The organism is Serratia sp. C2(1) (genome assembly GCF_036352655.1).
GTDB lineage: Bacteria > Pseudomonadota > Gammaproteobacteria > Enterobacterales > Enterobacteriaceae > Serratia > Serratia inhibens.
On sequence record NZ_JAZFBA010000004.1, the window covers coordinates 202,436 to 215,426 of the forward strand.

The following is a 12,991-nucleotide window of genomic DNA, read 5'->3' on the forward strand; positions in this document are numbered from 1 at the left end:
CTAAACACCCGTTTTTAGGTTAACAGTTATCAAGCGGGGCGGTGCTTGTCGCCACCCCGTCTTGAATCCGATGGAACTTCATCTCCCCTACACCCTTGTCGTCCCTCCCGACATTAACTCCCCGGTAATCGTGTTCGTCTGACAGGTGAGAATGTTGGTCCGTTCGCAGGATGCGCTCATGTATAAACGCCCATTATTATTTATCAGCTATACATTTTTTATTATCGTTGCGGCTTGTTTTTGTACCTCGGTATATTTTTATCATTACGTCATCCCTCAATCTGAAGAGAAAGTTCTGAGCTTTATCTCGCCTGAAAAAGTAGCCGGTAGCCCACTGAAGGACGACAATGTCATTGTCGAAATCTTTTCTTATGGTTGCCATTATTACGAGATGAACGAGGCGAATATTGCCGGGTTGGGAAAAAAACTACCCGCCGGTGCTAAGCTGATACAGTTGCATATTAATAATGAGGAGCAAGCCGGTCTGGCGGCATTTGCCCCCTTGTTTGCCACTCTGACGGTCATGGGGATTGAGGCGCGTCACCGTTCCGCCGCCTATCAGGCAATCATCGAAGAAAACAATAATCTGGCTGATAAAAACCAGCTCAAGCACTGGCTGAAGGCCAATGGCATCGATCAGGCTGAATATGATAAAGCCCATGATTCAGAACAGGTAAAGGCGCTGTTGGCGTACCTGACCTCGGTGAGTCGCTATTACCAGGTTAACGCCACCCCCAGCTTTATCGTCAACAGGAAGTGGCTGGCGGTGCAGGATCGTGAGTTCCCGGCTTTTAACAAGCAACTGCTGTCCCTGTTGCAGCACGACAAGCCACTGGAGCCCTGATGCGCCTGTTTTCGGTCTGGGTGTATCTGGCGTGGAAGAACGCTCTCGACGGTATGGCCCGCTTTACCCTGGCCATTACCGGGCTGGGCGACAGGCTGTCGTGCTTCCTGCTGCAACATATCGACTACCGTCTCTGGTTAGGTTTTCGGCGTCGGCTGCACTGCCGTTGGCTATTGCCGCGCGGTTTGCGCAACCGGAGCGCAGTGGCCGCAGCGAATCGCTACAGCTTGCTGGGAAGCCGCAACCCACAGGATTTTACCTGGTTGATGCAACGACGACGGTTACTGGATCTGGCCGCGGTTTATGCGCATAACGCCCAACTTTTGGGCCAGCTCGCCCAATGCTCCGCACAGCTCAACCGGGTGGTGGAGCCACTGCATCGTGCCGGCGAACCAGTACTGTTGGCACCTATGCATACGGTTTCCGACGTGCTTGCCACGCTGGTCGGCGCAGGCGTCTATCCGGGGCGGGCCACGGTAATTGTGTCGGGGGATGCGCAAGAGTATGTGCGGCAGGCACCGGCGCATCAATGGCAACAGCACCTCGACTATTGCTCGATTCACGACGATCGGCGGCTGATTGCCGGCAAACTGACGCAGGCCATGCTGGAGGCGGCGGATCACGAGCGCAATATCATTCTGTTCCCGGATATCACACCGGATTACACCCTGAACAGCAATAAGGATCCGTCAGCCAAACAGGCGTGCCGTTTGTTCAATCGTCCGGCGAAGTTGCACAGTGGCATTGTCCGCCTGTCGCATGCGTTGCGGGCGCAGGTGGTGTTTTATTCGCTTTATTACGACCACGGGGTCCACATTCATATCGATGAATCGGTCTCTGCGGAAAATGTCAGTCAGGTTTTGCCAGGGATAGTTGAACGCGCAATGGTTCGCCACGCGGACGACTGGTTGTTATGGCATTCACATTCATTGTTTTTTATTAATGAATAAGTCAGGGATGTAGAAAAAGCATGGGAAATATTATTCCAACGCCGGTCTTTCAGAGTGAAATCAACGAGTGCGGATTGGCCTGCATCGCTATGTTGGCGGAAACCCAAGGGATCAGCGCGCCGCTAACGGAGTTGCGGGATCGTTATCCGGCTTCTCAGCACGGAACTTCGCTGGCGGCGTTGTGCGAAATCCTGTCGGAGTTGGCCGTGCCCACCTATCCGGTCGCGTTTGAGCATCAGGATCTGGCGGCATTGCCTTTACCGGCGATCCTGCATTACGGTGCCGGTCACTATGTGCTGCTGGCTTATCGGCAGGGTGACTATGTTTGCGTAATGAATCCGGCGCTGGGCCAGCAACTTTTGCCGTTCAATGCCTTGAAAGCGGAAATCAGCGGATACGCGCTGGTGTTGGATCGCGATAGCGCGCCGGTTGCCACTACCAACGTCAAGCGGAGCGGGCGTTGGCACGCATTTTCCAGTCTGAGCATGAAAGATACCGCCGCTATTGCCGGCATTTATCGCCTGGCGGCAATGACGTTCTTTATCTCGCTGACGTTATTCATCATGCCGGTGATGGTGGGCAACGCGGTTAATCAGGTTTTTTCCACTGCGGGAGAAACGAACTTCCCTTATTTCTATTATCTGTTGGCGTTCCTGGTTTCTACCGTTCTCGCGCTGGCGGCCCGTATGGTTATCGAGCGCTTCATCAAGAATTTCGTGCTGTTGCACAGTGCGGCCGGCTTCTCCCGTTTACTTGATAATTCATTGAATTTCTTTAATAAACGCGCCCCGGGTGAAATTTTCAGCCGTTTTATCAGTTGGCAAATGGCCGCTGGGCAAAAGATAGAGTTGGATAACAGTCTGCGCACCGACTGGATTATCGGCGCGATCGCGCTGGCTGTGATGTGTTATCTGAGCCCGATGTTGGCACTGGTGCCGGTGGCCGGCATGTTGCTAATGGGCATGGTCAGCATCTGGGCCGTTTACCGCGATCGTCACTATACCCAGCAGTTACAGGGGAAAGGCGCTGCACAAAATGACTTTATTCTGGAGACCATCCAGGGGTTTTCAACCATCAAATCCGCCGGGCTTGCCGGCCAGCGGCAAGAAGGGTTCGCCGCTCACGCCCTTTCACTGTTTACCTGTCTGCAGCAGCAAAAGGTCTATGAACAGGTGAAAGGCAGTATTTACCAACTGATCGGCAGCCTGGAGATGGTGCTTTTCATGCTGTTGGCACTGCCGCTGCTGAAAAGCGGTGCGCTTAGCCTGGGGGCGTTTTTTGCCTACAGCTTTATCCGTGAGATTTTCACTTCCTATACCAGTAAGATATTTTTTTCCGTCCTGCACAAAAATCAACTGCATGTGATCGATGAGCGTGCGCGCGATCTGTTCCCGGCGATCCCCACCAGCGAAGGACGCAGTACCTGCCAGGCAAAGGATTTTAACGCCCGGCTGCGCTACAGCTCGCTAACCTTCGCCTATGATGCCGGCCAGCCGGTTCTGCGCGATATGTCGTTGGCGTTGACGCGGGGGGAGTGTGTCGCCATTACCGGCGGTTCCGGTGCCGGCAAGAGCACTTTGTTGAAAGTTATCTCCTGCTTGCTGACACCGCAGCAGGGCAGGTTGGAGCTGGATGGTCAGCCGATAGAGGGCAGTGCGGCGCAGGGACTGTTTTTCCTGCAGAGCCAGGAGGATATTTTATTCAACGCCTCGGTGCTGCAGAACATTACGTTGTTTGCGCCATCGGTGCCGGGCCAGTTGGTACGAGTAGAGCAGGTGCTGCGCGGGCTGGGTTTGGCTGCGGCGGTAGCGAAGCTGCCGGGAGGCGTGAATGCGCTGGTGCGCGAGAGCCATGCCGGTCTGTCGCTGGGACAGCGGCAGCGTCTGTTGCTGGCGCGGGCGATGTACAGCAATAACCCGGTACTGGTGCTGGATGAACCGACGGCGAATCTGGACGAAGATACCGCCGGCCTGGTGGTGGCTGCCCTGCTGGCGCATTGCCGGCAGCAGGGCAAGACGCTGATCACCGTGACCCATAATCGGCGGCTGCTCCCTTTGTTTGATCGGGTTTTACACATGGCGGACGGTCGGTTGGAAACCGTTACTTTGGCTGAGGCGGCGTTGAAGCATCATGCGGCGGTTGAGTAAGATGCCGAGGAAAAAAACGCTTGTGCGCCTGGTTCTTGCGCTAGCCATTCTGGTGCTGATTGCCGGAGGTTTGACGTTGTTCAGCCGGCCGGCCGTGGTCGAGCTGCCGACTGCGGTGCGCATCGATCGCGGCGATATAGAGAAAAACGTACTGGCCACCGGCATTCTGAAACCGGCTCAGCAGGTCAACGTTGGTGCACAGGTTAACGGGCAGTTGAAAAAACTGTATGTCAAACAAGGCGATCGTGTTGTTCAGGGGCAACTGCTGGCTGAAATAGATCCGACCTTGCAGCATAACGAATTGCGTAAATCACAAGCTGAGCTGCAAAGCGCGCAGGCGCAGAAACTGGCGAGCGAGGCGCAACTGACGCAGTATCGGCTGGAACTGACACGCCAGACCGCGCTGCAGCGCGATCGCGCCGGGGTGCCCAGCGATTTGGAAAAGGCCAGGGCGCAGCGGGATGCTCAACTGGCCCAACTCAAGGTGAATGAGGCGCAAATCATCCAGGCGGAAATGGCGCTGGAAACCGCCAAGGCCAACCTGGCCTTCACTCGCATCCTGGCACCGATTGACGGAGAAGTGCTGGGCATCGTTATCCAGGCAGGGCAAACCATCGTGTCCTCGCAGAGTGCGCCGACCATTTTGGTACTGGCCAACGTAGATACCATGATGGTGCATACGCGGATATCGGAAACCGACATCCTTAAAGTGCGTACCGGGCAACCGCTGTGGTTCTATGTTGCGGCCGATCCCCAGAGACGCTTTGACAGCGCCATGGGGGTTATACAACAGGCGCCGGCCGAAGCGCTGGAGGCGGATCCTATGGGCAGAAACCTGGGCCAACAGGCATCGGCAGTGTATTACAACGGCGTTTTTGCCATCGCCAACGCTGAGCGTCGGCTACGTACCGCCATGACCGCGCAGGTGTTTATTATTACCGACCGTGCAACGGGCGTCGTGCGTGTGCCGATGGCGGCGCTTGGCGAACCGCAGGGAAACGATCGGTATTTGGTGCAGGTACGACAGGGGAAACAGGTTCTGGCACGCCGGGTGCACATCGGTATTCACGATCGTCGCTACGCCGAAGTGGTGCAGGGCCTGAGCGAAGGGGAGTGGGTGCTGCCGGCACCGCAGGCAGATGCGGGGGATAACCATGAGCACTAACGCGGCCGCAGTCATTGTTCTGGAGAATGTTTCCCGTGATTTTATTGCCGGCGAGCAAAGGATAAGGGTATTGAATCAGGTTTCGCTGCGCATCGAGCGCGGCGAAATGGTGGCGATCGTCGGTGCCTCAGGTTCCGGAAAATCGACGCTGATGAACATTATCGGCTGCCTGGACAAGCCCACTCAGGGTTCGGTGCATATCAACGATGTGGAGATTCAGCAAGTCGACGGCGATCGGTTGGCGCAATTACGCAGCCGCCATGTCGGCTTTATTTTCCAGCGTTACCATCTGGTGCCCTATCTGACGGCCAGCGAAAACGTGGCGATCCCTGCATTGTATACCGCCATGCCGGCCGCTGAGCGTCGGCGACGGGCGCGGCATCTGCTGGCCCGCCTGGGGCTGTCTGCGCGAACTGAACATCGCCCGGCCCAGCTTTCCGGCGGGCAGCAACAGCGGGTGAGCATTGCCCGCGCACTGATGAACGGCGCGGAGATCATCCTAGCGGATGAGCCCACCGGCGCTTTGGACAGCGCCAGCGGCCAGGAATTGATGGGTATCCTGCATGAGTTGCACGCCGCCGGTCATACCATTGTCGTGGTAACGCACGATCGTCAGATTGCCGAACAGGCGCAACGGATCATTGAGATTGGCGACGGTGAGATCGTCGGCGATCATCGAAAGGGCGTGTGGCCGGTCTTGGCCGGTAAATCGCCACCGGTTCTGCTTGCACCGCTTGGCAGGGCACATTTGGGGCCGGCATTGAGCGGGGCATTCCGTATGGCGTGGCGTTCCTTGCTGGGGCATCGGGTGCGGGCGCTACTGTCGATGCTGGGTATTATCATCGGTATCGCTGCGGTAGTTTCCTCGATCGCCATCGGTGAGGGGGCCAGGCGAAATATTCTTGATGAAATCAGCCGGCTTGGCACCAGTACCCTGGAAATCCGGCCTGGCTTGGGATGGGAGAAACCCCGGCCGGATTTCGAGCGCTCACTGAGCCTGCGGGATGTCACGCTGTTGTCGGCATTGCCTTATGTTGACAGTGTATCTCCGGTTGCCAGCGTCCAGGTGTTGGCCGTCCGGGAGGGGAAACAGGTGCAGCTTCCCGTGATGGGCGTCGGCAGCGGTTATTTCCGTACGCAAGGTATTCGTCTGATTTCCGGCAGCATCTTTACCCCGCAGGATCTGGACGAGCGCGAGCCGGTGACGGTTATTGATACACAGCTCAGACAGGCGCTGTTTTCCTCCCGACAGGATCCCTCAGGCGAGGTCGTTCAGCTGGCGGGTATCCCCCATCGGGTGATCGGCGTGGCTGAGCGTAAGGGCGCCAACTATGCCGGCGCCCAGCCGCTTGCCTGGCTGCCTTATACCTCCCTGAAAGGGCGTATTGCGGGTGATACGCCGCTGGAATCGATCGTGCTGCGGGTGAGAGAAGGGGCGTCCTTGACACATGCTCAGCGCGACATGACGCAGCGTCTGATGTTGGAACACGGCCGACGGGATTTCTTCACGCTTACCGACGACCAGATGACAAAGACCATACAGAGTGCTTCTGACTCCATGACCTGGTTGATTACCGCTATTGCCGGCATTTCACTGCTGGTGGGGGGCGTAGGCGTGATGAACATTATGCTGGTATCGGTTACCGAACGAACCCATGAAATAGGCATCAGACTGGCGGTCGGTGCCAGGGAAAAGGACATCCAGCGCCAGTTTCTGGTTGAAGCTGTCGTGATTTGCAGCCTGGGTGGCGTGCTGGGCATTGCCTGTTCTGCATTGGTCGGCCTGGCGCTCGCCTGGCTGGCACCCCAGATGGTGATGGTATTTACCTGGCCGCCATTGCTGCTCGCCTGCGGTTTTTCAGCGTTGATCGGCGTTGGGTTTGGCTTCTTCCCTGCGCGTACCGCAGCGCGCTTGCAGCCTGTAGAGGCGCTGGCACGCGAATGAACAGATTTTTAATTTTGGCACTGGTTATGCTGCTGAATGGTGGCTGTGGCCAGCGCTCGTCGGGTACGGTAGCACAATCACAGATTACGCTACCGCAACAATGGCGTGTTGACGACAACGGTGCCGGCGCAGTGCGTGGAGAGGCGACATGGTGGGATAATTTTAACGATCCCCAGTTGTCGGCGCTGATTGGCAGCGTGCTGGCAAGCAATCAGGATCTGGCGCTGGCCGGGCTGCAATTGCGCATGGCTCTGTTGGATGCCGGGCTGGTGAGCGGCAACCTGACGCCGGACGTTACGGCGAGTCTGAGTGGCAGCAACAGCAAGACGTTACGCAACACCTTGCGGCAGGAGAGTTACCGGGGCACCTTGTCCCTGAGCTATGAACTGGATTTATGGGGGAAACTGGCGCGGGCTCGCGAACAGGCTGAATGGCTGGCCAATGCCTCTGAACTGGATCGGCAAAACACTGCGCTGGTACTGATCGGCACCAGCGCCCGTTTGTATTGGCAGATAGCCAATCTAAACCGTCAAAACAGCAATCAACAGGCTGCGTTAACGATCGCCCAAGGCACCTTGCAGTTGGTGAAGGCGCGCCATGCCGCGGGTGACATAGGGCAGTTTGAGCTGCTGCAGGCCGGGCAAAGGGTACTGGAGCGGGGAAATCAACTGATCGACCTACGCCGGCAGCGGGAGGAAGCGCGCAATTCGCTGGCGCTGCTGTTTGGCCAATCGCCGTTGATGCGGCGTTGGGAGCGCCAGTCGCTGGCAATCGAAAGCGTGGCGATTGTTCAACGTCAGCCGGTGGCGGTGATTGCACAGCGGCCTGACGTGCAGGCGGCAGAGCGTCGATTGCGGGCAGCCTTGGCGGGAGCGGAACTGGCCAGGCTGAGTTTCTATCCGGCACTGAGTCTGTCTGCCGCTCTCGATGCCGGTAGCCAGGTATTCAGGCAATGGTTCAGCGACCCGACGGGGACGGTGGGCGGCGTGTTGACGCTGCCGTTTATCGAGTGGCGCAAGATGCGGCTGACCAGTGAAAAAGCGTTGCTGCAGGCACAGCAGGCGGAGATCCAGTTTCGTGATGCCGCCTATCGTGCCCTGGCAGATGTGGATAATGCCATGGAGCAGCGTCTGGATGCGCAGCGGCAAATCGGCAATCAGCAAAAGCTGCTGGCGATGAGCCGGCAAGGTGTGCTTTTAGCGCAGCATCAGTATCGGTCTGGTGCCGTGTCGCTGCAGACACTGCTGGATGCTCAGGACGCGCTGCTGTCCGGTGAAAATGCGTTGTCGGAGCTGCAGTACCGTTATTTGAACGCCACCATGCAGCTTTGGCTGGCGCTGGGCGGCGTTGCATCGGGCGATGATAAAGAAAAAGGGGAGAAGCATGGATAAGGAAATACACCCGAAACGGGTGGTGGTCACCGGCTATGGCGCAGTGACTGCCCTGGGCATGAATGTGCAGCAAAACTGGCAGGCCATCATGGAATATCGTCTGGCGTATCGTTATCACGATAAATCGGCGGCGGGAATACGCTCGCGTTTTTTTGCATTGATGGGCCAGGATCCCCCTCTGGATGGGATCTCGCACTCCATTCGCCGCCGGTTGCCGCGTTTTGCCCGGTTAGCGTTGGCAGCGGCGACGGAGGCGGTCGAAATGGCGTTTTCCTCGGCCTCGGTTGGGCCGGCTCATTTTTACCCTTCGCTGGACTGCGGCGTTATTATCGGCAGCGGATGGGGTGGGCAGGACGAAATATTACTTAATAATGAGGATTATTTGCGTTCAGGATTGGGGCGACTGTTCGGTGCTTTCCACTCGATGCCCAACATTGCGACGGCAATCTGCAGCCAGCGTTGGCTTTTGAGGGGGTACCAGAATTCACCTGCAGCGGCCTGCGCTACCGGCAGTATCGCCATTGGCGACGCGTTTGAGGTTATCCGCAGCGGCCGGGCCTCAGTGATGTTGGCCGGCGCAGCGGAATCGCTGAGCGGTAATGGCACCCTCTGGAATATCGATGTGTTGCGCGTGTTGACCCAGGAACAGCATGACATCACCAAAGCCAGCTGTCCGTTCAGTCGTGATCGCAATGGCTTTGTACTGGCGGAGGGAGCGGCGGTGCTCTGCCTGGAAGAGCGTGATGCCGCTTTGGCGCGCGGTGCGGCGATATTGGGAGAAATCAAAGGCTACGGTAATTGCTCGGATGCCTTCGATCTTACCGTACCGGCGGAAGATAAACAGGCGAGGGTGAAAAGCATATGCCAGGCACTGGAGCAGGCGGGCCTGCGCAATCACGAGGTCGATTATATCAACGCGCATGGCACCTCAACGCTGCTCAATGATCTGAACGAAACGAAAACGATTAAACTGGCTTTGGGGCAGGATGCCTACCATACCCCGCTGTCGAGCACCAAATCTTATACCGGCCATTTGATTGCCGCCTCCGGCAGCTTTGAGTCCATTATCTGCCTGCTGGCACTGCAGCAGCAGATAATGCCGGCTACCTGCCATTTGAATGAAGCCGATCCGGCCTGCGATCTCGACTATATCCGTGAAGGCCACCGCCATGGGCGTTTGAAGAATGTCATGAACCTCAGCTTTGGCTTTGGTGGGGCGAACGCGGTACTGGTATTCGGCAAGCACGATATTGAGGACAAGGAGTGATGATGGAAAAGTATCAAATTCTGTATGAAAGGATTTGCGCGATGCTGTATGAAGCCAGGGAGTTGAGGCTAACCTCTCTGTCAGCGGATGTGCCGCTCCAGCAGTTGGGCCTGGACAGCCTGGATTATGTGGAGCTGATGCTCTTGGCGAGGCGAGAGTTCGGTATTTCGCTAAGTGCAGAAATGTTTATCGAGCAGCCGGATATGACATTAGGGGAATTGTGCCGTTATATGTCCATGCAATAGGTTATACCCAAAATAATTGGAGTTGCATCAAGGCGGCAAGGCAGTAGGATGGGCCGAATAACGGAGCCAACACAGATGCAGCTTCAAGTATGACGGGTATATTGATATCTGGCTCTTGCGCATTATCGCAGGGCCTGACTGAACACCCTGGGCGACAACTCCCCCAATGCCATTTTTTACTGCTCCATTGAAAAGAATATAATAAAGCAAGATAAGCAAAGTTCGTGCCATAATAAATTTGTGGAACTTCAATTTTGAAGCGATTTGTGTTTGTGAGTACTCTTTGTTTTTATTTAAATAACCATTTTCTATACAATTAAAAATGATTAAATAGAGTTATTACATTGGTTTTTCCGATGTTTTTAGTCGTTTTTATAGGTTTAAAACATTGGTTTTTCGCTATTTTCTTTTTTGGTTATCGTCTCGGTTTCATGCTGAGAATGCTTCGTCGGTCAGTCTGGATCAGGGCTGTTCACAACAATTAAATCCGTTATACTCCGCACAGGATGCAAGAACCTATCCGTAAACCGGAGTGCGCTCCGGGTGTCCATTGTGGTGATGTAAAAGGAAAATGACAGCCACATTTTTCTGATCAAGTTATAGAGGTAGCATGTCCAATCGTAAACATCTGACCCCTTCCGAAGTGGAAAGAATGCTTGAAGTTACGCTGCAAGGGAAGAATCCAGAACGCGATTATTGTTTGATTTATATGTGTTTTATTCATGGTTGTCGCGCGAGCGAAATTGGTGGCTGGCGTTTGTCGGATATCGATCTGGAGGGAGGGAATATTTATGTTCACCGTTTGAAAAACGGTTTTTCCACCGTTCACCCATTATATTTGCGTGAAAGGCAATGCCTGCGGCGGTGGCTGGAAAAGCGCAAAGAACACCGTGGGGCTGAGGGGGAATGGTTATTTCTTTCCAATCGAGGTGGTCGCCTGTCACGGCAACGTATTTATTGGTTGATTCGTAATTACAGCAAGGCGGCCAGGCTGGAGGTAAATGCTCATCCGCATATGCTGCGTCACGGATGCGGTTTTGCATTGGCGGACAGGGGAATCGATACCCGCTTAATTCAGGATTATCTGGGGCACAAAAACATTCAAAACACCGTTATATATACGGCCAGTAACGCGCAGAGATTTAAGGAGATTTGGTAGGTAGCGCTTAGGTTTATATGACTAAGGAGTCACTTTGAACTAAAAAGTGAAACATACTGTAAAGATGAGTAAATCCAAAGTCAATACTCCCATCGGCACTTTCTTAATAGATTGCTATTTTTCATTTAAATCAATGCTATGGAAAGAAAATTCTTATATTCCCCATGCTGCCTCTCTAAGTGTCACCCTATCCATTTTTAAGCCAGAAAGAGAACTCTTGTCGAAAAGTTGGTTTTTAAACCTTTAAGTTATCTAAAAAACCACACGCCTAAGAATTAAAATCCAAAAACATATCAAAAATAAGTTTTAAAAACCAAAGGAGTCACTTTAGTTCAAAATGAATCGTTTGGATGAATAGGCTCACGACAATTAATAGTTTCTGTCGAGGAGTACATCTTGACTGCTGAGCTAAATAAAAGGAGTGACATAGGGTTATGTCGGAAATAAATCAATGCATATTTTGCATACCTTTTAAGGAAAGTAGGATGAAAAAGAATTTACTGGCCGTAGCCGTTTTGACCGCATCTGCATTTACCGCATTTGCATTCGCTGCCGATGGCACCGTGAATTTCAAAGGCTCGATTACCGATAAATCTTGCACCGTCGATACGGCTTCTCAAAACCAGGACGTAATTCTGGGCGCGATCTCTAAAACTGCATTTGCCACAGGTGCCGGCAGCTCTGCGGGCGGCAAAGAGTTCAGTCTGGTACTGAAGGATTGCCCAAATACCGTGACCAAGGCCACCGTGCGTTTTGACGGGACCCGGGTTCCTGGCCCGGTCGGTCTGCTGGCGCTGACCGATGTCGCCGATAAGGCGAATGGCGTAGGGGTTCAATTGCTGGACGACAGCAATAATGCGATTAACCTGGGCAATGATTCCCGTGAATACGCTCTGGTTTCAACCGGCGCTAACACTCTGAAATTCTTTGCCCGTTACTATGCCTTCGGCACCGTTTCCGTCGGTAAAGCTGACGCCACCACCAACTTTACGATCGTCTATCCATAAGCTAGCGCAGCCGATATTTGGCGGCTAAAGATATGGGCCGGAGGACGTGTTCTCTGGCTCTTTATTCATGGACGAACGGAGCAAAAAGAAAATGAGAGCAGGTTATTTCGCGCTGATTGTAGCGTTGTTGGCGATGTTTTTGATGCCGGCGCAGGCGGGGGTGATCGTGGGGGGGACTCGCCTGATTTATGACGGTGCCAAAAAAGAGTCCGCTCTGAATATCAATAACCCGGACGCGGTACCTTATCTGATCCAATCCTGGGTCGACGCGCAGGAAGGCGACAGCACCAAAGCCCCTTTTATCATTACGCCTCCTTTGTTCCGGCTGGATGGGGGGCAAAATAACTTGCTGCGCGTAGTGCGGGCGGGCGGCAATTTACCCTCGGACAAAGAATCTCTGTATTGGCTGAATGTGAAAGCCATCCCATCGGTAGAGAAAAAAGACAACACGCTGCAAATTGCGATCAAGACCCGTATCAAGCTGATTTATCGTCCGCAGGGGTTATCCGGCAATCTGGAAGAGGCGGCCGGGAAACTGACATGGGTGCGCAGCGATAACCGTTTGCAGGTCAATAATCCTTCACCTTATTACCTCACGTTTTTCAATTTGAAGCTCAATGGTCATGAGATCCCCGGCAGCACAATGGTAGCCCCACAGGCCACCGCCAGTTTTCCATTGCCGGCCGCCAGCGGAAGCGGCGGTAACCTGAGCTGGCAAATCATCAATGACTACGGCGGTACCGGGACTACGTTCATCAACAGGTTATAGCCGTTTCTTTTATCGCATTTTTAGCCCCGTACAGACGACGGGACACAGGGATAGGGGTCGCCAGAGTTTAGGACAGGCGAAATGATCGGGACAGGGAGTTAA

11 protein-coding genes are annotated in these 12,991 nt (G+C 54.4%); all 11 read left to right on the top strand.

Going from position 1 to position 12,991, the window contains the following annotated elements:
• Positions 1–151: 151 nt before the first annotated feature.
• Entirely contained in the window at positions 152–844 is a 693-nt protein-coding gene (locus V2S86_RS20710) for a DsbA family protein (protein WP_442996145.1), read from the top strand.
• The gene (locus V2S86_RS20715) at positions 844–1,794 is read left to right on the top strand and encodes an ABC transporter (protein WP_330763950.1); all 951 of its coding nucleotides are present in this window, start codon (positions 844–846) and stop codon (positions 1,792–1,794) included. Before V2S86_RS20710 ends, V2S86_RS20715 begins: the two co-directional genes overlap by 1 nt.
• Positions 1,795–1,814: 20 nt before the next feature.
• On the top strand, positions 1,815–3,941 hold the full coding sequence (locus V2S86_RS20720; protein WP_330763951.1) for a peptidase domain-containing ABC transporter: 2,127 nt from the start codon (positions 1,815–1,817) through the stop codon (positions 3,939–3,941).
• The gene (locus V2S86_RS20725) at positions 3,925–5,106 is read left to right on the top strand and encodes an efflux RND transporter periplasmic adaptor subunit (RefSeq protein WP_330763952.1); all 1,182 of its coding nucleotides are present in this window, start codon (positions 3,925–3,927) and stop codon (positions 5,104–5,106) included. Before V2S86_RS20720 ends, V2S86_RS20725 begins: the two co-directional genes overlap by 17 nt.
• Entirely contained in the window at positions 5,096–7,051 is a 1,956-nt protein-coding gene (locus V2S86_RS20730) for an ABC transporter permease (protein WP_330763953.1), read from the top strand. The genes V2S86_RS20725 and V2S86_RS20730 overlap by 11 nt, the downstream gene beginning before the upstream one ends.
• Positions 7,048–8,442, top strand: a complete 1,395-nt coding sequence (locus V2S86_RS20735) for an efflux transporter outer membrane subunit (RefSeq protein ID WP_330763954.1) — start codon at positions 7,048–7,050, stop codon at positions 8,440–8,442. The genes V2S86_RS20730 and V2S86_RS20735 overlap by 4 nt, the downstream gene beginning before the upstream one ends.
• Positions 8,435–9,709: a beta-ketoacyl-[acyl-carrier-protein] synthase family protein gene (locus V2S86_RS20740; RefSeq protein ID WP_330763955.1), complete on the top strand. Its 1,275-nt coding sequence runs from the start codon at positions 8,435–8,437 to the stop codon at positions 9,707–9,709. Before V2S86_RS20735 ends, V2S86_RS20740 begins: the two co-directional genes overlap by 8 nt.
• A gap of 2 nt (positions 9,710–9,711) precedes the next feature.
• Positions 9,712–9,954, top strand: coding sequence for an acyl carrier protein (locus V2S86_RS20745; protein WP_330763957.1), 243 nt, complete (start codon positions 9,712–9,714; stop codon positions 9,952–9,954).
• A 610-nt stretch (positions 9,955–10,564) separates the two neighbouring features.
• Positions 10,565–11,113 carry a tyrosine-type DNA invertase gene (locus V2S86_RS20750; protein ID WP_212557480.1) on the top strand — a complete coding sequence of 183 codons (549 nt, stop codon included), beginning with the start codon at positions 10,565–10,567 and terminating at the stop codon, positions 11,111–11,113.
• Between the two features lie 485 nt (positions 11,114–11,598).
• The gene (locus V2S86_RS20755; protein ID WP_330763958.1) at positions 11,599–12,120 is read left to right on the top strand and encodes a fimbrial protein; all 522 of its coding nucleotides are present in this window, start codon (positions 11,599–11,601) and stop codon (positions 12,118–12,120) included.
• A gap of 91 nt (positions 12,121–12,211) precedes the next feature.
• Positions 12,212–12,889 carry a fimbrial biogenesis chaperone gene (locus V2S86_RS20760; RefSeq protein ID WP_330763959.1) on the top strand — a complete coding sequence of 226 codons (678 nt, stop codon included), beginning with the start codon at positions 12,212–12,214 and terminating at the stop codon, positions 12,887–12,889.
• The last annotated feature ends 102 nt before the right edge of the window (positions 12,890–12,991 follow it).

Excerpts from the sequence above, each read along its gene's own strand:
- V2S86_RS20720 (WP_330763951.1), top strand. The coding sequence starts at position 1,815 with ATGGGAAATATTATTCCAACGCCGGTCTTTCAGAGTGAAATCAACGAG.
- V2S86_RS20710 (WP_442996145.1), top strand. The coding sequence starts at position 152 with ATGTTGGTCCGTTCGCAGGATGCGCTCATGTATAAACGCCCATTATTA.
- V2S86_RS20750 (WP_212557480.1), top strand. The coding sequence starts at position 10,565 with ATGTCCAATCGTAAACATCTGACCCCTTCCGAAGTGGAAAGAATGCTT.
- V2S86_RS20740 (WP_330763955.1), top strand. The coding sequence starts at position 8,435 with ATGGATAAGGAAATACACCCGAAACGGGTGGTGGTCACCGGCTATGGC.
- V2S86_RS20755 (WP_330763958.1), top strand. The coding sequence starts at position 11,599 with ATGAAAAAGAATTTACTGGCCGTAGCCGTTTTGACCGCATCTGCATTT.
- V2S86_RS20715 (WP_330763950.1), top strand. The coding sequence starts at position 844 with ATGCGCCTGTTTTCGGTCTGGGTGTATCTGGCGTGGAAGAACGCTCTC.
- V2S86_RS20725 (WP_330763952.1), top strand. The coding sequence starts at position 3,925 with ATGCGGCGGTTGAGTAAGATGCCGAGGAAAAAAACGCTTGTGCGCCTG.
- V2S86_RS20760 (WP_330763959.1), top strand. The coding sequence starts at position 12,212 with ATGAGAGCAGGTTATTTCGCGCTGATTGTAGCGTTGTTGGCGATGTTT.
- V2S86_RS20735 (WP_330763954.1), top strand. The coding sequence starts at position 7,048 with ATGAACAGATTTTTAATTTTGGCACTGGTTATGCTGCTGAATGGTGGC.
- V2S86_RS20730 (WP_330763953.1), top strand. The coding sequence starts at position 5,096 with ATGAGCACTAACGCGGCCGCAGTCATTGTTCTGGAGAATGTTTCCCGT.
- V2S86_RS20745 (WP_330763957.1), top strand. The coding sequence starts at position 9,712 with ATGGAAAAGTATCAAATTCTGTATGAAAGGATTTGCGCGATGCTGTAT.